The following is a 19,358-nucleotide window of genomic DNA, read 5'->3' on the forward strand; positions in this document are numbered from 1 at the left end:
ATGGAGTTAAACTTTTTTAATCGGATTTGTGCGGAGGTATGGAATATGAAAAAAGAAGACGTATTTGCAAAATCGCTTGATATGCACAGGGAGCTGGGGGGCAAACTGGATATCGAGTGTAGGAAGAAGATAGAGAGCATGGAGGATCTCTCCCTCGTCTATACGCCGGGGGTGGCGGAGCCCTGCCGCGCCATCGAGCGCGATCCCGAAGAGCTCTGGAATGTTACGATAAAGAATAATTTGGTGGCCGTTATCACGGACGGCTCGGCGGTGCTGGGGCTTGGAGATATCGGCCCCGCGGCCTCGATGCCGGTGATGGAGGGCAAGAGCTGCCTCTTCAAGCGATTCGCGGGGATAGATTCTGTCCCGTTCGCTGTGTCTACGAATGATGTCGACGAATTTGTCAATGTGGTGTCGAAGATCGCCGTATCATTCGGCGGCATCAACCTTGAGGATATTTCCGCGCCGCGCTGCTTTGAGATCGAGCGCCGCCTTCAGGAAAGGCTGGATATTCCCGTCTTTCACGACGACCAGCATGGCACGGCGGTGATCGCGCTTGCCGCCTATAAGAACGCCCTGCGCCTGACGGGGCGCGGCATCGAGGACGCGGTGCTTGTCATTAACGGCGCGGGAGCGGCGGGCAGTTCGATCGCGCGTTATTTCCTCGCTGCGGGCGTAAAGAATATTATTATGTGTGATGTGGGCGGCGCGCTCTGCGAGGGATATACGGAGGGGCTGAATCCGGCGCAGATCGAGCTTTCCAAGATAACGAATCCCGAAAAGCGGCGCGGCAGCCTCGCCGAGGTGATAAGGGGAGCGGACGCCTTTCTCGGAGTTTCGCGCCCCGGTCTGCTCACCGGCGAGATGGTGCGCAGTATGGCCCCCAATCCCGTAGTTTTTGCGATGGCGAACCCGACGCCGGAGATTTTTCCCGACGAGGCGCTTGCCGCCGGCGCGGCGGTGGTCGCCACGGGACGAAGCGATTTCCCAAACCAGGTGAACAACTGTCTCGGTTTTCCGGGGATTTTCCGCGGCGCGCTGGATGTGCGCGCAAGGTGCATAAATGAAGAGATGAAGCTCGCCGCCTCGGAGGCGCTGGCCTCGCTGGTATCGGAGTCTGAGCTTTCGAGGGAGTATATTATTCCCTCCGCCCTCGACCCGCGCGTGGTGCCCGCTGTGGCTGCGGCGGTGGCCGCTGCCGCGCGCCGTACCGGCGTATCCAGGATATAGGGGGGTAGGCGGATGTTTCTGAAAAACGAAGAGGCCTTTGAGATAGTCCGGGAGTTTGGTTCGCCGGTCTATGTCTACAGCGAGGATATATTGAGGCAGAGGTGCCGCGAACTGCTCGACGCCTTTGAGGGGCGGCTTTCGCCGAGTTTTTCCGTCAAGGCGAATTCCAATCTGTCCCTGCTCCGCATCATCCGTGAAGAGGGGATCGGGGTGGACGCGATGTCCCACGGCGAGATTTTTCTTCTTGAACACGCAGGTTTCAGCAGCGATGAGATTTTTTATATCGGCAACAATGTCTCCGCCGACGAACTGCGTTATTGTATAGACAGGGGGATACTCGTCAGCGCCGATTCGCTCTCTCAGCTGGAGGCCCTCGGGCGGATAAACCGCGGCGGGCGCGTCGCCCTCCGTTTCAATCCCGGCGTCGGCGCGGGCCACTGTGAGAAGGTTGTGACGGCGGGGCACAAGACGAAGTTCGGCATCGATCCCCGGTTCTGCGCGCAGGCCAAGGAGCTGCTGGCGAGGTATGATATGAAGCTCGTCGGTATAAATCAGCATATCGGCTCCCTCTTCCTGGAGCCGGAGCCATATGTCGAGGCGGCGGAAAATTTGCTGGCGCTGGTGCTGGAGAATTTTCCCGGCCTTGATTTCATTGATTTCGGCGGCGGTTTCGGCGTCCCCTATCGTCAGGATGAGAAACGGCTGGATTTCGCCGCTCTGCGCGGACAGCTGTTCCCCGTTCTTGATTCGTTTGTCGAACGTTATGACAATAAGTATGTCCATTTTAAATGTGAGCCGGGACGTTATCTGGCCGCCGAATGCGGCCTGCTTCTCGGCACGGTGCATGCCGTGAAGGAGAATTACGGCGAGACCTATGTCGGGACCGATATCGGCTTCAATGTTTTGATGCGTCCCGTCCTCTATGATTCTTATCATGAGGTCAGGCTGCTGAAGGGCGGCGAACATGGCGACGGAGCGGAGGAATCTGCTTCGACCGTGACGGTGGTCGGCAATATCTGCGAAAGCGGTGACATTCTCGCGGCGGAGCGCCGGTTGGACGGCGTGCGCGAGAATGATTTGATCGCGGTGGAGAACTCGGGAGCCTACGGCTATTCGATGGCCTCGAATTATAACTGCCGCCTGCGTCCGGCCGAGGTGCTCAAGACGTCACAGGGTGAGATAAAACTTATCCGCGCCGCGGATACGCTTGAAAGCCTGATCGAGAATTTTTAAAGAGAATAGTTATGAGAGAGGACGGATTGGAAAAAATCCGTCTTTTTCTATGCAGCGCCTACCGTTGATTTTTATTGTGGTAAAATAAATTCGTTATCGTTGAGCCGCTGTCAGAATGCAGTTATCTTTGATTCATAAACTTGGAAGGACTGAATCATTTGAATAAAGAGTTGTTGGTCTCTGCCGGAATAGATTATGACGGAGGCGTCCGGCGTTTTATGGGAAACGCCCCTCTATTTGAAAAGATGCTTTGCAAATTCCTTACGGATCAATCCTTCTCGGAGGCACGGAAGAGTTTTGAGAGCTGCGAATGGCAGTCTTTTATGCGGAATGTGCATACTCTGAAGGGACTCAGCGGAAATCTCAGTATAAATGTCATTTACCATACGGCCTCACAAATAGTTTCGCTGCTGCGCGCCGACGACATCGAAGGGGCGAAGGCGCTGTTTCCCTCGCTGGAGGAAGAATACGGCGCCGTCTCTAAGGCTATAGGGCTGGCCGCAGAGGCAGACCGGCGATGACAGCTGAAAAAGGCGTTCTTATCGTTGACGATCTTGAATTAAACAGGATATTGCTCGCGGAGATATTCAAGGGCAGTTACAGGGTATTTGAAGCCGGCAACGGTGTTGAGGCTCTTGAACTGCTGCGGCGGGAGACGCCGCGGATCGACATGGTGCTTCTGGATATCGTGATGCCGGTAATGGATGGTTTTGAGACTCTCGCCGTGATGCGGGAGGATGCGGGGCTCTCCGGTATTCCGGTGGTCGTCATCACGGCGGGGGACGACCCCGACGACGAGATAAAGGCGCTGAACCTCGGAGCCACGGACTTTATCACGAAACCATTTGATCCGCGCGTCGTCATAAGCCGTGTGCGCAATATAATCGAACGGCGCGAGATAGACGAGATAAAACTTGAAAATAAGATGCTGCGCAGACAGACGCTCGCGCAGGTCCAGCTTCAGGCGATTCTGGACAATATGATCGGCGGCGTCGCGCTTATTGAGTTTTCGGAGCAGCCGCACGCGATTTATATGAGTCCGGGGTTCTATAGTCTGACAGGCTGTTCAAAAGAGGTCTTTGAGGCTCACAAGGATGATTTCTTTTTCCGGGTTCACCCGGACGACCGGCCGAAGCTTGAGGCGGAGATCAAGGCTGGGATGGACGGGAAGGCCCCCATCAGCTGTGAATTCCGCGTGATAAGAGTTGATGACAGGCCCTGCTGGGCTCATGTTCAGGGGATTAAGATATCATATCCCGACAGCCCCCATCCGGTCATGATAATGATATTCACCGATATTACGAACGAGAAAGAGAACGAGCGGCAGCTTATGGAGGCTAACGCCGAACTGCGTTATATGGCCTATCATGACTCTCTGACCACGATATTCAACCGTGAAGCCTTCTCGGAGATGACCAGCGCGATGCTGCGGAACAACCCCGACAAGGAGTTTGTGCTCATATGCTGGAATGTGGAGCGGTTTAAGTTTATAAACGAGCTCTTCGGGAAAAACACAGGCGATCTAATTCTTAAGGACGTCGCGGCGCTTTTGAAGAGGGAAATCTCCCATATCGGAACGTACGGAAGGCTGGAGGCGGACCATTTTGCCGTCTGTTTTCCGAAAGATGAGATAGATATTGACGCTCTGATCGAGCGGATAAAACCATGTGAAGACTTCCAGCGGAACCATTATGAACTAGTAATCCATGTGGGGGTATACGAAATAGAGGACCCGACAGTGCCGGTAGACCAGATGTGCGACCGCGCGAACCTCGCCCTACAGTCTGTAAAGGGCAATTATCTGCGGCGCTGCGCCTATTACACCGATGATCTGCGTTCTTCGCTGCTGCGCGAACAGGAGGTCGTCCGTGAGATGAGCCAGGCTCTTGAGGAGGGGCAGTTCGTCCCCTGGCTCCAGCCGCAGTACAACCATGCCACGGGTCGTATAGCCGGCGCGGAGGCGTTAGCGCGTTGGGAGCATCCCGTGCGTGGATTGATCCCCACCGGCGGCTTTATCCCGATTTTTGAGAAAAACGGCTTTATCTCAAAGCTCGACGAGAGTATCTGGGAGCAGGTCTGCCGTCTTCTGCGGCGGTGGCTTGACGAAGGGCGTCCGGTGGTTCCCATATCGGTCAATATTTCACGCGTGGACATCTATAATCCCAAACTTGAATCTATTCTCACCGGTCTGGTCAAGAAGTATGACATCCCCATCTCGCTTTTCCGCCTGGAGATCACGGAATCCGCCTGTGTGGAGAATCCCGCTCAGCTTATCAAGGTCATCAGCTCTCTGCGTGAGAGAGGTTTCTTCATAGAGATGGATGATTTTGGCAGCGGCTACTCTTCGCTTAATTCGCTGAAGGATATGCCGATAGATCTTGTAAAGCTGGATTTGAAGTTTTTGCTTGGCGACGACGAATACCAGCGCGGGGGAAATATTCTCGCCTCGGTAGTGCGCATGACGAAGTGGCTCAGCCTTCCCGCGATTGCCGAGGGTGTGGAGACGGCGGCGCAGGCCGACTTCCTGAAGAGTATCGGCTGCAACCTGGTTCAGGGCTATCTCTACGCGCGCCCGATGCCGGTCGGAGACTTTGAGGCGCTGCTGGACGCCTCTTCTCTCGACACGGAGCAGCTTGTAAAAAAATCGGAAAATATCATTGATGTCAACGAGTTCTGGCGGGCCGATTCGCAGAGTTCTTTTGTATTTAACGCGCTGCTCGGTCCGGCGCTGGTATTTGAATATAACGACGGAAGTATCGACATGCTGCGGGCGAACGACGAATTCTTTTCCCTGCTCGGCCTTGACAGCGACCACGCGCCATTTCATAAGCTGTCCCTCATCGACCAAATTTGCGCCGACGACAGGGAACGGTTCATCTCCATGATCGAAGCGATGTCTGAAGGCGGGGAAGAACGGGCCGCCTGCATCTGCTGGCGGAACGGCGGCGGGGAAGAGCTGCGGCGCGTAAAGGTGCGGGCGCGTATGCTGGCCGAAAGCGACGGACGCAAGATAATCTTCGCCTCCCTGGAGGATATCACCGATTTCTGTTAAAGCTAAATGAAATAAAAGCCCCGCGGGACCATTTCGGCTCCGCGGGGTTTTTGTTGTGCCTCTATTAACGGTGAGGGATTGCTATCTTACCGAGCAGACGCTGCCCGCCGCCGTCGGGACGACGAGGCGGTCTCCCGCGATCGCGGGGGTCGCCACGATGTCGCCCTCAAGCTGCAGCTGCCAGGCGGGATTTCCCGTGTTTATATCAAGGGCGTAAAGGTTGTCGCTGTTTGAGCCGATATAGACGCTGTCGCCGAGCGCCGCCGCGGAGGAGAAGACGGAGCCGCCGGTATTGTATACCCAGGCTTTGGAGCCGTTCTGAGCGTTGAGCGCCGTCACGTTGCCGGAGATGTCGCCAAAGACGACCTTACCGTTATGCACGAGCGGCGCGGTCTCGATCTGCGCCTTCGCGTCGTAGCGCCAGATCACCGCCTGATGTTTGATGCGCGCGCAGTAGATCTTGCCGTCCTGGCTTGTAAAGTAGAGCAGGCCGTCCGCCACCGCGGGAGCCGCCGTTATCGGCCCGCCGACGATGGCGCGCCATTTTAGTTTGCCGGTCGCGGTATCGATGGCGTACATTTTGCCGTTGCGGTTGCCGATATAGACCACGCCGTCGGCGACGACCGGCGAGCCGGTGACGGCGGCGTCGGTCTTGAATTTCCACTTCTGCCAGCCGGTCTTGATCGAGACGGCGTAGACATATCCGTCGTTTGAGCCGAAGTAGACGGCGTCATCGGCGACGGCGGGCGAGGTCGCCACGCTGTTGGAGGTCGTGAATTTCCATATTTGCTCCCCTGTATCGGCGTTGAGGCAGTAGAGACGGCTGTCAAAGCTGCCTACATAGACCCGCCCGTTGACCACGGCGGGAGAGGAGGTCACCCAGTTGTCGGTGGTGAACTTCCACACCTGCTGTCCGGTGTTGAGGTTAAGTGCGTAAACTACGCCGTCGTTTGAGCCGAAGTAGACCTTGCCCTTGTAGACGGCGGGCGAAGAGGCGATGTTCTGCCACAGCTGCGTCGTCCATTCGCGCTGCCCTGCGAGGCGCGCGGTCGAGACGGTCTCTGTCGGCATCGTACCGCTGCGCAGAGCGTTGTTTTTGAAGAGCGGCCAGTTCTCCGCGTTGGCGGTCGCCGCCGCGGAGATGATCGCCGCCGCGGCGATAATGACCTGTATCTGTCTTTTCATGGTTATGTTACCTCCATTAATCATTTATTTTGGCGTGATTATACTATACTTCCTGGCAAAATAGCCTTCATTCGCAGTCATTTATCTTTAATGGTAACGGCAGATTTTTTTAAGGTGCGTTGTGGTATAATTACCAGCTTCAATCCTGGTAGTCGCCGCGCTCCGTCACCACTTCGTAGCCGATGGCGCGCATTCTCTTTTCGAGCGAGGCCCGCGCCTCCGCCGCTTCGTCGCCCGTGCTTATCTTATTGTCGTACAGCATGTATTTTTTGCGCACGCTGAGCGGCGAGAGGTTGGGCATCACGACGTTGCACCCCGCAAGCACGCCGAGCTCGCGCCCGTTGTCCTCGATCGTCCCCAGCGCCGTCGTCGCCGGCAGCAGTACCTTGGGATTCATGAGGCGCACGATTGCGAGAAGGAAGAGCGTGAGCTCCGCCGTCCCCGCCTTTTCATGCGCGAAGGGGGTGTCGTGGTGGGGAATAAAGGGTCCCATGCCTACCATCTGCGGGGCGAAGCTCTTTATAAAGAGCAGGTCGCTGACGATGTTGTCGAGGGTCTGGTAGGGCGAGCCCACCATCGAACCGCAGCCGACCTGATAGCCGATCTCTTTCAGACTGCGCAGGCATTCGATCCTGCTTGCCAGCGAGAGTTCCGCGGGATGCAGCTTTGCGTAGTGTTCCGGCGTCGCCGTCTCATGGCGCAGTAGGTAACGGTTGGCCCCCGCGTCGTATAGCCTCTGGTAGCTCTCCCGGGTTTTTTCTCCGAGAGAGAGGGTGATCGCGCAGTCGGGATATTTCGTGCGGATGGCGCTGATGATCTCCGCCATCATATCGTCGGTGTAATACATGTCCTCGCCGCCCTGAAGCACGAAGGTACGGAAGCCGAGGCCGTAGCCCGCTTCGCAGCACTGCATGATATCCTCTTCTGTGAGGCGGTAGCGCTGGGCCGCGGCGTTGCTGCGGCGGATGCCGCAGTAATAGCAGTCGTTGCGGCAGTAGTTTGTCATTTCGATGAGGCCGCGCACATATATTTTGTTTCCGAAATGGGCGCGCGCTACGGCGGCGGCCCGTTCAAAGAGCGCTTGGGAAATATCGGTGCTGCGGTTTTCTATCAGCCAGAGCAGATCTTCGCGCGAAGCCTCCTGTTTTTTATAAAGGGAATCTATTATATCTATTGCCCTCATGGCCCTCACTCCCATATTTGAAAACGTTTGAAATACTAATGGCAATTATATCTTATTTTTGCCTAAAGTATGTTAGAATGGGCCGTCTGCATCCCATACCGTATATTTTGAGGCCAGCTTTTTAAGAAAGAAAGGGTCGCCGTGTTTATAAAAGATTCAGCATTCAGCGTAACCAAGGGAGTACTTTCACTGATAAATGACAAACTCGTCGACCACGGCGTCCGCACCGCCTATATACTGAAGTCTATGATGGCTCTGCAGGGTGAGCTAGAGCGGGAGACGATGAAGAATATCCTCTTTCTCGGTATCTTTCACGACGTCGGCGCAAACAAGACCGAAGAGATCGCCAATCTGCTGAAATTCGAGACTACGGAGACGATACCGCATTCGGTCTACGGTTATCTCTTTTTAAAATATCTCTCACGGCTCGGTGACCGCGCGGAGACGATCTTATATCACCATCTTGCCTACGCTGAGCGCGGCGGCTGCCGCTCCGCCTACAGGGAGCTCGCCCTCAAGCTGCATCTCGCTGACCGCGTTGACATCTGCGCGATGGGCGAGAGTTCCGACCGCCTTGTGATAGAGACGGTGGAAAGGTACGGCGGAGAGCAGTTCGACCCGGCGGATGTAGAGCTCTTCAAGGCCGCCGACAAAAGATTCGGCGTCATGAGGACTCTTCGCGGCTGCGGCTGCGAGGAGGATATCAGGGAGTGCTATCGGGCGCTGGCCTTTTCCGAGGACGAGCTTATGGATCTCGTTCAAACGCTGGTATTCGCGATAGACTTCCGCAGCGAGCAGACGGTGCTGCATACCATACTGACGGCTAACTACGCCGAGATGCTCGGGGAGCACGCGGGGCTGGAAAAAGATGACTGCCGGAAGCTCTATTATGCCGGATTGCTGCACGATATCGGCAAGATAAAGGTTCCGGTGGCGATCTTGGAGAAGCCGGGCGCGCTGACGCGCGGGGAGATGTTGGAGATGCAGAGGCATGCCACCTACACGCGGCGGATCATTGAGGGCCATGTCGACGGAGAGATAGTAGAGATCGCCGCCCGCCACCACGAAAAGCTGAACGGTTTTGGTTATCCGTAGGGACTCACGGCGTCGGAGCTGACGCTTCCGCAGCGTATCATGGCGGTCGCGGACATCACGAGCGCCCTCTTCAGCCGCCGCTCATACCGTGAGAAGATGCCGAAGGCCGACGTTTTGGAGATCCTTGGCAAAATGGCGCTGAATGACCAGCTTGACGCCTCGGTGGTGGGGATCATGACGGAGCGGTACGATGAGATAACCTCCGCCAGCGCCGCCAAATCATCGGATATCGTACGCAGCTACGAAGCTCTGAAAAGAGAATATCCTCTGTGCGTGAAGGAATATATCAAAGGGTCAAAGGATACCGGCAGCCGCTCAGAGCTATTTTTCTAAAAAGGGAGCGCAGCTGTTTCTGAGATATCAAGGTATATCTTACTCCCAGAGCAAACGCGTCAAATCTGTTAACGGACATATTGAGCAGCCTGAGACGGCTGCTCTCATGCGTTTAATACGGCCCTCCGCCGTATTCACCTCCATCTTTTGCCTGCGATAATGGTATGATATTTGTAATATTGGCGGAGCCGCCCGGCGTTCCTGCCGTCCGGCTCCTTTTTACAGGCTCGGCAGACTGGACTGCCCGTTGACTGACGGAGGGTAATGATGGCCGCGACGATCGAAAGTTACTATAACATTACGGAAAAGGTAGACAGGCTGCGCGCCTTTTACAATAAATACGGCGGGGAGGCGCTGTTTATCGTACCCTCCGGCCTCGACCGGGATGCGCTGCTCGACATCATCTGTGGCGGCGATCCCTATTTCGGAGACCGCCCCACGGTCTGGACCGTCGGCGACCTGTATAAAGAACTGCAGCGTATCACCGGCTCGTCTGTGCGGGTCATTGACCCGCCAGACCACAACCTGATCCTGCGCTGGCTGCTGGAAGAATTTCTCTCCGAGATGGAGAAGGATGGCGTCGCGCTGGCTCCCGGCCTCTACCATAAGGGGTTTGTCACAGTTCTGGGGGACAACATAAAGGAGCTGCTCGCCGAGGAGGTCTCCTGCGAAGGGCTTTCGCAGGCGCTCTTTGACGAGGAGGAGCCCGATCCGGCGCTGCCCGAGGCGGTCCTTATCACTTTATATGAACGGTATACGGACTATCTTGCGGAGTACGGCCTCGCCGACGCGGCGCAGATTGCCACCCTGACGCGGCTGAAGCTGAACGCGCCGGAGGCGCTGGAATTCGTCGCCGGTAAGAGGCTGGTGCTCGCCGGTTTCCTCTCCTTCACGGGGGCGCAGCTGAAACTTGTCCGCGCGCTCTGCGATATCGCCGAGGTGCTGATGCTGCAGCCCGAAACGGGACTGGACGGTTTCCATGACGGCATCAGCCAGCTGGGGAGCGAATATTACGGGCGTCCCGAGTGGAACGTTCCCATCGTGAAGCTCGAAGCGAGCAACGCCTATCTTGAGCTGGAGGCGCTGGCGCGCGAGACGGCGCTCTGGATCGAGGGCGCGGGCGGTTTTGCGGAGCTCGGCGGCCTCGACGACTACGGCGAGGTAGGGCTGCTGATATCTCCCGACCGGCTGCCGGTTATGGAATACGCGCTGTCACGCTATAAGATACCTTACAATATCCAGGTACGGGGCACGGTCGGCGAGACGCTGGCCGGCGATCTGCCTTCAATGATATGGCGGGTCTGGAACTCTAACTGGGACAACTACAACACGGCGATACTGCTTGCGAATCCGCTGCTCTTCTCGGAGGAGGGAGGATTTGCGGCGGAATATGACGAGAGCTCTTTTCCCGAGGGCTACGACGAATGGCGGCGGGCGCTCTCTCCTTCGGCGCGAAAGAGGCTGGCCGAAATACGCGCGCTCTGCCTCGCGTTTGAAAAGGGCGGCAGACCGGCGGATATCCTCTCGCTCTGGCATGATTTCCTCGAAGGGGCCGACGCGGTCGGCGGCGCGGTACGCGTCGCCTCCGGCGAACCTTCGCTTGACGAGAGGGTGAAGGACGTTTCCCACGCAATTTATGAACTCAAAAAAAAGATAAAAAACCTTAATGACGAGGCGAAATACATCGGTCCGGCGGCGGGGGTGGTGCTGCGCGGCGGCGATGCGGCAGCCTTCATCAGCGACTGGGGCCGTACCGCCACGCTGCCGATACAGCTGCCGCAGAGCCACTCTCTGACGCTGTACGCGGGGATGCCGCCGATACTGACGGAGCATCGCTACTGGCTGATGGCGGGCGTCGATTACAACAGCTGGCCGGGGATGCTGAGGGAATCTCTGCTGCTGCGCAACGATAATAAGGTGAGGTTTAACGCCGGTTCGCCGGATGATGAGGAGCACCCACATCTGCCGGAGATACGCGAGGAGCGCGAGCAGAAGGAGGCTATCTTCCGCCGCCTGCTCGCCACGGGGAGGGAGGGCGTGGTCATCGCCCGCTCTCTGACCGACGCGAGCAAAGATCCTGTGGCGGAGTCGCAGTTTGTCGCGCCGCTGTTTAAGCGGCATGACCCTAAAAGGGGCTGGCGCGAGGCGGGGAAGGTCTGCTACCCGCTTGACGCGGCGCTTCCGGACGGAGACGGCCCGTGGTTTCCGCAGGCGGAGATAATCTGCACGCCGGTAAGTCCCGCCCCCACGCACAAGGTACCGGAGGGGCGAGCCGATGAAGAAGGAAAACCGGTCGTGCGCATCAGCGACATCGACACATGGAATGTCTGCCCCTATCTCTACTGGTGCCAGAGCCGCCTGCGCTTTGAGCGGCCTCGCACAGAGCTGTATGACCCGCGCGTTGCGGGTATACTTTCCCACCGTATATGGGAGGAGGCCATTCAGGCAAAGGCCGCCGAGCCGAAGCTTTCTCTGCAAATATATGTGATGGAAAACTGGCGCCGTTTTAAGGACGAATGTTACCCTGCGCTCGACGCGGACCCGCGGCTTGCGCGGCATGAGAAAAACCTCATGCGCCAGCTGTTTGCGATGGCGGCCATGCAGGATGAAATTGAGGCGCGCATCCCCGCTGGCGCGCGCCTGAAGATAGAGACGGAATGCGCCCTGGAGGGCTTTGAGCTGAACGGAGCCCTCTTCAGGGGACAGGCCGACAGGATCGACTATTACGCCGACGGGGCCGTAGTGATGGACTATAAGCTCGGCAGAAGCGCCGCGCATGATAAAGAGCTGCAGGTTCCCGCCTACTGCGCGATATTGAAAGAGGCGGGGATCGCGGTGCAGGGGCTCGGGTGGTTCGGACAGCGGGACTGCTCGGTCTCCGGCTATTTCAACGGCGGATATTTTGATATTTACGCGGCGGGCGGGACGAAGCGCAGCCGCCAGAGCGCCGACGAGAGGATGGAAGAGGCGCTCTCGGTGATGGAGCAGATGGCCGAGTCCGTCAAAAACGGGATATACCGCCCGAAGTACGACGTGAAGGCCCAGCGGTGCAAGAGCTGCGCCTTTTATGTGCTTTGCCGCAAGCGCGAGACGCAGGGCTATATAGCGGCGGAACCGGAAGAGAGCGAGGGGAACGGCGATGAGTAGCGACGGGCCGCGGTGGCATTCGCTTATCAAGGGCACGGAGGCGCAGATAGAGGCGCTGACAAGCGATAAATACCTGACCGTGGTCAGCGCGGGCGCGGGTACCGGCAAGACGCAGACTCTGGCGCAGCGCTTCGCCTGGCTGCTTGCCTCCGACCCGGAGTGCGGCGTCGGTGAGGTGCTGGTGCTCACCTTCACCAAGAAGGCGGCGCGCGAGATGCAGGAGCGTATAAAGGGCACGCTTGAAAGGTGGTACGCGGAGTGTCCCGACGAGCTGGCCCACCTTAAAAGCAGGATCGAGGGCATCGACGACGCCTACATATCGACGATCCATTCATTTGCGATGAAGATCATCCGCGAGTCGGGGCTTGCGCTTGACATCGACCCTACGGCCTCGATCATGCCCGCGCCAAAGGCCGACATCTGGTGGCGCGAGTTTGCCTCGATGCTATCCGCGGCCTCCGAAGAGAGGATACTGGCGGCGCTGCCGGCCGAGTGGCGCGCGCGCGCCTCGGAGCTCATGCGCGAGCCGGAGTTTATCGAAATGCTGAACGCCTTCGGCCCGGAGGCGGTGGCGGAGGCGGCCAAAAGCTGTTCGGAAAAGCTCTACTGCGCGGGGCAGAGCCCGGAATCTCTGTGGGAACATGACGATACGGAGCTGACAGCCTCAATAGAATCCCTCAAAGAGCTTAAAAAAGATATCTATGAACTCTGGTCGCGCGACGTTTTCCCAGCGATATTGTCGTCGCCCGAATTCAGCGGCGGCGGAAACAGGAAGCCGACGAAGGCTAAAGAGAAGCTCGCCCCATTCATCGATCGCTGGCTCGCCGCTCCGGCGGCTTCGGATGAGGCGCTCAGCCAGTTCTGTGGCGAGCTCTTTGAAAGCGTCCTCGTTCCGCTGTCGGGGGGGAAGATAAAAGATGCTATCAGCGAGGCGCTGGGCACAGGCCTCAAAGAATGGCGCGATGAGACGAAGGCTCTGCTGGCGCTTGCCGTCCCGCCGTCGGAAGGTGAGAAGCGGGTCAACGCCCTTCTCTGCCGCGTTTGTGCCGTAGGCTGGGCCTGCTGGGACGAGTTCCGCCGCCGTGAGAACCTGCTCTCCCTCTCCGACCTCATCTTTTACGCCTCCGAGGTGCTGAATTCATCCGCCGACTACAAAAGAAAATTCAAGCACATCATGGTCGACGAGTTTCAGGATACCGACCCCTTACAGGACGGCCTCATCGAGGCTCTTTGGGTGACGCCGGAGGCTGAGAGCGACTTTAATAATACGCTTTTTCTCGTCGGAGACCAGAAGCAGTCGATCTACCGCTTCCGCCACGCCGACCTTACCCTCTTCCGCGGCTATATAGAGCGCTGCCGCTGTCACGGCGCGGAAGGATACTGCAAATATGTTTCGCTTGACCAGAATTTCCGCACGGCGAGCGGACTGCTGGAAAAATTTAACGGCCTCTTCGGCGAGCTGTGGGGCGGCGGTTCGGAGATCTTCTACGAGCCGCTGCTGCCGCCGCAGGACGAAGATATCCGCGAACGGCGCAACGCCTCCGTCGAGAGGCCGCAGCTTGAGCTGCTGTGCGCGGTATCCCCCTATGGCGACAGAGACGAAAAGATATTGATGCCGGAGCTGCGCCTGCGCCTCTACAGCGAACTGGGGCGCAGGATGGCGCGAATGCGCGAGGAGGGGCGGCTGATATGGGATAAGGGGCGGGGAGAATTTCGTCCCGTAAGGTGGCGTGACTTCGCCGTGCTGGTACCGGCACGCACCGAATACTCAATGATCGAAAGGGCCTTCGAACGGCTTGGCCTTCCCTATCTGCTCTCAACGAATAAAAATTATTTCGCGCGCGGCGAGATCGGCGACCTCGTAAACCTTATCTCGCTGCTCGCCGAGCCTGAAAATCCCCTCTTCCTTGGAGGCTGGCTGGCATCGCCCTTCAGCGGGGTATCTATCGAAGAGGCGGAACGGATGCTGGCGGCGGCGCTGGAGAGCAGAGAGAGCCGAAAGGCGCTGCCTCTCGCGGAGGTCGTCCGCCGCGAGCACCCGGAGCTATGCGCGCGCCTGGAGCACCTTCGCCGGACGGCGCTTCTCTCAGGAGTATCCGCCGTGATCCTCGAAATACTGCGGGAACCCTCGTTCCTGGAAAACTACGGCGGTCTGCGGCGGCGGCGCGTGAACGCCAATATCATCTATCTCGCCCAGCTTGCGGAGGAGTACGAACGCTCGCAGGGGAAATCGCTGAAGGGCTGCGCGGAATACCTGCTCTCTGCGGCCTCCTCCGAGGGCGCGAAGGAGGAGCCGGACGCCGCCGACGAGGATACGGATGCCATCCAGGTGATGACGATACACGCCTCCAAGGGACTCGAATTTCCCGTTGTGGCGCTGATATATGCCGATAAGAGAGGGCCGCGGAGCTCCGCGCTCCAGGTGTCGAAAAGGTACGGCGTCATCGCGAAAGAGACGCCAGATTTTCTTCTTCATGAGGAGCCGGGCGGAAAGAATATCTCCGCGATGTGGGAGATGAAAGAGGAATCGGAGGCCGAGTCGGCGGAGCGCGACCGGCTTTGGTACGTCGGCTTCACACGCGCGCAGGACCGGCTGATCCTCTGTGCGGCCTATCAGGAGTCAAAGGCCGACGCGGAGGGAGGTAAAAGTCCCACACTGCTGAGCCGGACGGCCGGCGTTCTGCCGCCGGAGGATATCTCCCATATAACGGAGGAGCCGGAGGAGCTGCCGAAGTACGCGCCTTACGAAGCAAAGGCGCAGACAGAGGGGATGGCACTGAAGATCGTGAGCCCCGCCAAGCTCGGGCGTATATCGGCCTCGGCCTATGCGCTGATCTCCTGGTGCCCTGCGGCCTACCGCACCGTATACCGCCAGGGCCGGACTGTAAGCTGGACTGTAAAGGGCGGCGAGGGGGGCGGCTCAGACTTTGGTTCGCTGACGCACTGGCTGCTGGCGCGCTGGGACTTCCGCGCCGAGAGCCTCGTCCGCTGGCTGCCCTTCAGCCGCGAGGGGCAGGGTTACGAGGCTGTTATGCGCCGTCTGCCGGTCGAACTCAGAGATGAATTTGCCTCCGGCGCGAAACGACGCGAGATACGCGAGCTTTTGCAGAGATACGCGCAGAGTGAAGAGTGCTCTCTGTTCGCTGAACTTGCCTCGGCGGAGAGCCCTGTCAAGCTCTTCCGGGAGATGCCCTTCCGCGTGCCGGACCGTGGCACCGTCCTCGTCGGCGCGACGGACCTATTCTGGCGCGACGATTCGGGGCTGCATCTGCGCGACTGGAAGAGCTCGTCAGAGGAATACGCTCCCTCATATTATTATGAGCGGCAGCTGGAATTCTACGCCTACGCGCTGCACCGCTTTTTTGAGCCGCGCGGCGGCGTCATTCCCATTGATTCCGCGGTCATATACCTGCGCTCGCAGGATAATGAGAGAAAGATACGCCTCTACGGGGCGGAGGACTTTAAAGCGGTCGGCGGTCTGATCGAGGCGGCGGCAATCGAAGCTCTTTCCGGCAATTTTGTGGGTAAAAAGGAGCGCTGCGCCGCCTGTCCGTGGCGAACTGACTGCGAGGCCCGTTAAAGATTCCCGTAAAGCTATTTTTATTCAAAAAGACAAAATTATAAAATCAAATAGGCTATTATACTTAGGGGGACCGGAAAGTTCAGTTCCGGTCCTTTTTACGGTTTAATTTTTCGATTCAGAGGGCTTAGAGGTTAGCTTTTGAAAAGCATTTGGGTAAAAAAAGTCGAAATTTAGGCTTATTTTACGAGAAATGTTAGGTACGTTATGACATTAGGCCTATGAAATATCCTCCCTGTTGAACTTTAACAGTTGTTTATTTTTACATACTTTTTTCGATAAAAAAGCTCTTAAAAATAATAAAAAGCCATTTTATGAAAAGTTTCATGATATTTTATGGTAATGTGTGAAAATTGACGCAATTTAGAGATGCGGTTAAAATCTTATGGTGTATTATGGGTGACCCTATGATTATGGAGGGGAGGTGATCTTATTGGCAGAGAATCTGGCACAGGAGATCAGAGATCAGGAGGCTATCGCGAAGAGCATTGTTTCAAACGCCAAAGCCGAGGCTGCTAAGATATTGGCGGCGGCGACGGCGGATGCGGAGCAGTCTGTCAAAAGCACAAAACAGCAGTGTCACAGACAATGGCGCGAACGAGTTGCCGCCGCAGAAAAAGAGGCCGAGGCCAAAGCGCAGGAGATAACTGCGAAGGGCGAGGCCGACGCGAAGTCATTCTACGAAAAAAAGAAGAACGAAACAGACGGAGTTGCAAATTGGCTGGTTAGAGAGGTGATGGCGGCTTATGGCTCTCGCCGAAATGTGTAAAGCGCGTATAGCTGTTCACAGAGCTGTTGCGGATGAGCTTGCGGCAAAGCTGCAGGCGCTTGGCTGTTGCGAGTTCGTGAACAAAGAGGGCGAAGCCGGACATAGCGAAGCGATGTTCAGGCTGCGTGAGAAGCGGCATCACGTCGACGAACTTATCGGCGACGCCAAATTTCTCATTCGCCTGCTGGAACCATACGAGACGAAAAAAGAGGGCTCGCTGGCGAAGATGCTCGGCGATATCCCGACTCTCACCTTTGATCAGCTTGCCGCGCAGGTCAACGAAAAGAAATTTACAGATTTTACCTCTTCGATGAGGGATGTCGAGCGGAGGCTCACCGAGACCCGCGCCGATGTCTCGCGGCTGAAGGGGCTGCTTTCCCAGATAGCCATGCTGGAGAGCGTCAAGTATCCGCTTGAGTTCTTCACGACGGGCACCGAATTGGTCGTCGGGGCCATCTATGCCGCTCCCAAAGCTACGGCGCAGGCGATGGCCGCGCGTATCACGAAGGAGCTCGGCGAGATGGTCGAGATGCAGCAGCTTCCGGGGAATGAAAAAGACCCGAACGAGACGTTCGCCGTGCTCTGCCAAAAGAGCGAGTACGAAAAGGTACAGGAGACGGCCGCCGAATTCGGCGCGGCGCGTATCGATGTGCCGAAGGACTTCCTGCTTACGGCCGCCGCCGAAAAAGAGGCTCTCACGTCGGAGATATCCGGCCTTGAAGCGAAAGAGGATGAGCTCATCAAAGAGCTCGCCGGTTCCGCTGACGAGGGGCTTGACATGGCGCGCAACTATGGAGACTACTGGACGATACTCCGTAACCGCCTTGAGGCCATGGAGACCGGCGTCCCCACGGAAGAGGTGCTTATCTGGGAGTTCTGGGTTCCAAAGTCTTTAATGAAGAAGGTAGAGTATACCGTGGAGGCCTATTCGGCCTATACCGAACTCGCCGTCGTCAAGCCTGATGAGGGAGAAGAGCCGCCGACGCTTTTGAAAAACGCGCCGTGGTCCTCCTGCATCGAGCCGCTGACGATAATGTACGGCACGCCGACATACGGTAAGGTGGACCCCACCTCGCTGATGGCCCCCTTCTTTTTTGTGTTCCTCGGCATGTGTTTCGGTGACGCTGGGTACGGGCTCGTCGTCGCGGGCATCCTTGGATACCTGCTCGTCAAGCACAAGCTCTCGCCGACGCTGCGCAAGTTCTTTGTGCTTATGACCGTCGGTATGGGGATGTCGGTGATCTTCGGCGCCATGACAGGTTCATGGTTCGGAGATTCCGTAACCGCCTTCCCGTTCCTCAGCGGCCTTGTGCCGCTGGTACACGGCATACAGGTGCTGGACCCGATGAACGACCCGATGACGCTGCTTCTCATATCGCTGGGGCTCGGCTTCATTCAGGTGATGTTCGGCCTGGCGATCGCCTTTGCCGAAAACTGGCGGAGCGGCGATAAGATGGCCGCCGTTTCAGACCAGGGCGGATGGATGATATTCCTTCTCGGCCTCGTGCTCATGGGCTGCTCGATGACGGGCTATCTTCCCTCGGCATGGGTGCTGCCTTCGAAGATCGTCGCCATAGGCGGCGCGCTGCTGCTGGTAGCTACTCAGGGCAGAGAGAAGAAGGGTATTGCCGGCAAACTATTTTCCGGCGTGCTCAGCCTCTACAACGTCACCGGCTTCCTTGGGGACGTCCTGAGCTACAGCCGTCTGCTGGCGCTTGGGCTCGGCTCGGCCGCGGTCGGCATGGTCATCAACCTGCTCGCGAACCTCGTTGCCGGGACCCCATACATCGGCATATTCCTTGCCGTGCTGATTTTTGTCCTCGGACACACCTTCAGCATCGTGGTGAACCTTCTCGGGGCGTTCATACACTCCCTGAGGCTTCAGTACGTTGAGTTCTTCGGTAAGTTCTACAACGCTACGGGAAAAGATTTCACCCCGCTCTGCAATGCGGCCCAGTATTCCCGCATTCAGGAAGATTCTTCCGTAAATTAATTAAAAAAGACGCTACACATTTACTCAAGGAGGTAAAGTTCATCATGGAAACAATTCTCGCAACAATGGCTGATCAGCTTGGACAGATGCTTGTTATACTTGGCGGCGCGCTCGCCGTCGGCTTCGCGGGTTCGGGCTCTGCGTGGGGTATAGGCATAGCTAACGAAGCCGCCGCAGGCGTAATGACCGAAGATCCAAAGAAATTCGGCTACGCGCTCGTTCTCCTCGCCCTTCCCGGTACGCAGGGTATCTACGGCCTGCTTGTCGCGGTCCTCGCAATGCAGAAGGCCGGCCTGCTCGGCGGCGCCGGCGCGGTCGCCCTCACCGTATGGCAGGGATTCGGCATCTGCTGCGCCTGCCTTCCCATCGCGATCTCCGGTTTCTATTCCGCCATTTGGCAGGGAAAGTCCTCCGCGGCTACGATCCTCATGATCGCCAAGCGTCCGGAGCAGATAGGTAAGGCGGTCATCCTTCCGGCCATGTGCGAAACATACGCCGTCTTTGGACTCCTTGTCAGCATCCTGATGCTCAACGGAATCAAGCTTTAGTTGAAGAAGA

At 57.4% G+C, this 19,358-nt stretch carries 13 protein-coding genes; 11 read left to right on the forward strand and 2 right to left on the reverse strand.

Going from position 1 to position 19,358, the window contains the following annotated elements; genetic code table 11:
• Positions 1-45 precede the first annotated feature (45 nt).
• The 4 genes from BED41_RS07385 (at position 46) to BED41_RS07400 (ending at position 5,515) form a co-directional block, all read left to right on the forward strand.
• On the forward strand, positions 46-1,230 hold the full coding sequence (locus BED41_RS07385; RefSeq protein ID WP_066744481.1) for an NAD(P)-dependent malic enzyme: 1,185 nt from the start codon (positions 46-48) through the stop codon (positions 1,228-1,230).
• A gap of 12 nt (positions 1,231-1,242) precedes the next feature.
• The gene (lysA, locus tag BED41_RS07390; protein WP_066744483.1) at positions 1,243-2,463 is read left to right on the forward strand and encodes a diaminopimelate decarboxylase; all 1,221 of its coding nucleotides are present in this window, start codon (positions 1,243-1,245) and stop codon (positions 2,461-2,463) included.
• Positions 2,464-2,621: 158 nt separating this feature from the next.
• Positions 2,622-2,984, forward strand: coding sequence for an Hpt domain-containing protein (locus BED41_RS07395; RefSeq protein WP_157102297.1), 363 nt, complete (start codon positions 2,622-2,624; stop codon positions 2,982-2,984).
• Positions 2,981-5,515 (forward strand): EAL domain-containing protein, encoded by a 2,535-nt coding sequence (locus tag BED41_RS07400; RefSeq protein WP_066744485.1) that lies wholly within the window; start codon positions 2,981-2,983, stop codon positions 5,513-5,515. The genes BED41_RS07395 and BED41_RS07400 overlap by 4 nt, the downstream gene beginning before the upstream one ends.
• Positions 5,516-5,596: 81 nt before the next feature.
• Here the strand turns inward: BED41_RS07400 and BED41_RS07405 are convergent, their stop codons facing one another.
• Both BED41_RS07405 and hydE read right to left on the reverse strand, forming a co-directional pair.
• Complete coding sequence (locus tag BED41_RS07405) at positions 5,597-6,700, reverse strand: beta-alanine-activating enzyme beta-propeller domain-containing protein (protein WP_066744487.1); 1,104 nt, start codon at positions 6,698-6,700, stop codon at positions 5,597-5,599.
• A gap of 139 nt (positions 6,701-6,839) precedes the next feature.
• Positions 6,840-7,883, reverse strand: coding sequence for a [FeFe] hydrogenase H-cluster radical SAM maturase HydE (gene hydE / locus BED41_RS07410; protein ID WP_066744489.1), 1,044 nt, complete (start codon positions 7,881-7,883; stop codon positions 6,840-6,842).
• A gap of 141 nt (positions 7,884-8,024) precedes the next feature.
• Here hydE and BED41_RS07415 point away from each other — a divergent pair, with 141 nt between their 5' ends.
• The 7 genes from BED41_RS07415 to BED41_RS07445 all read left to right on the forward strand — a co-directional run bounded on the left by BED41_RS07415 (position 8,025) and on the right by BED41_RS07445 (position 19,348).
• Positions 8,025-8,978, forward strand: a complete 954-nt coding sequence (locus tag BED41_RS07415; protein WP_066744490.1) for an HD domain-containing protein — start codon at positions 8,025-8,027, stop codon at positions 8,976-8,978.
• Positions 8,979-9,017: 39 nt separating this feature from the next.
• Positions 9,018-9,311, forward strand: coding sequence for a hypothetical protein (locus tag BED41_RS07420; RefSeq protein ID WP_066744491.1), 294 nt, complete (start codon positions 9,018-9,020; stop codon positions 9,309-9,311).
• 264 nt (positions 9,312-9,575) lie between these two features.
• Positions 9,576-12,458: a PD-(D/E)XK nuclease family protein gene (locus BED41_RS07425; RefSeq protein WP_084002323.1), complete on the forward strand. Its 2,883-nt coding sequence runs from the start codon at positions 9,576-9,578 to the stop codon at positions 12,456-12,458.
• On the forward strand, positions 12,451-16,038 hold the full coding sequence (locus BED41_RS07430; RefSeq protein ID WP_066744494.1) for a UvrD-helicase domain-containing protein: 3,588 nt from the start codon (positions 12,451-12,453) through the stop codon (positions 16,036-16,038). The genes BED41_RS07425 and BED41_RS07430 overlap by 8 nt, the downstream gene beginning before the upstream one ends.
• Before the next feature lie 433 nt (positions 16,039-16,471).
• A complete protein-coding gene (locus tag BED41_RS07435; protein WP_066744496.1) occupies positions 16,472-16,807 on the forward strand; it encodes a hypothetical protein in 336 nt (111 codons plus the stop codon).
• Positions 16,785-18,800: a V-type ATP synthase subunit I gene (locus tag BED41_RS07440; protein WP_066744498.1), complete on the forward strand. Its 2,016-nt coding sequence runs from the start codon at positions 16,785-16,787 to the stop codon at positions 18,798-18,800. Before BED41_RS07435 ends, BED41_RS07440 begins: the two co-directional genes overlap by 23 nt.
• 44 nt (positions 18,801-18,844) lie before the next feature.
• The gene (locus BED41_RS07445; RefSeq protein ID WP_066744501.1) at positions 18,845-19,348 is read left to right on the forward strand and encodes a V-type ATP synthase subunit K; all 504 of its coding nucleotides are present in this window, start codon (positions 18,845-18,847) and stop codon (positions 19,346-19,348) included.
• The last annotated feature ends 10 nt before the right edge of the window (positions 19,349-19,358 follow it).

Source organism: Cloacibacillus porcorum (assembly GCF_001701045.1).
Lineage (GTDB): Bacteria > Synergistota > Synergistia > Synergistales > Synergistaceae > Cloacibacillus > Cloacibacillus porcorum.

Coding starts and splice junctions, on each gene's coding strand:
- BED41_RS07385 (WP_066744481.1), top strand. CDS start 46: ATGAAAAAAGAAGACGTATTTGCAAAATCGCTTGATATGCACAGGGAG.
- lysA (WP_066744483.1), top strand. CDS start 1,243: ATGTTTCTGAAAAACGAAGAGGCCTTTGAGATAGTCCGGGAGTTTGGT.
- BED41_RS07400 (WP_066744485.1), top strand. CDS start 2,981: ATGACAGCTGAAAAAGGCGTTCTTATCGTTGACGATCTTGAATTAAAC.
- BED41_RS07405 (WP_066744487.1), bottom strand. CDS start 6,700: ATGAAAAGACAGATACAGGTCATTATCGCCGCGGCGGCGATCATCTCC.
- hydE (WP_066744489.1), bottom strand. CDS start 7,883: ATGAGGGCAATAGATATAATAGATTCCCTTTATAAAAAACAGGAGGCT.
- BED41_RS07420 (WP_066744491.1), top strand. CDS start 9,018: ATGGCGGTCGCGGACATCACGAGCGCCCTCTTCAGCCGCCGCTCATAC.
- BED41_RS07425 (WP_084002323.1), top strand. CDS start 9,576: ATGATGGCCGCGACGATCGAAAGTTACTATAACATTACGGAAAAGGTA.
- BED41_RS07430 (WP_066744494.1), top strand. CDS start 12,451: ATGAGTAGCGACGGGCCGCGGTGGCATTCGCTTATCAAGGGCACGGAG.
- BED41_RS07440 (WP_066744498.1), top strand. CDS start 16,785: ATGGCTCTCGCCGAAATGTGTAAAGCGCGTATAGCTGTTCACAGAGCT.
- BED41_RS07445 (WP_066744501.1), top strand. CDS start 18,845: ATGGAAACAATTCTCGCAACAATGGCTGATCAGCTTGGACAGATGCTT.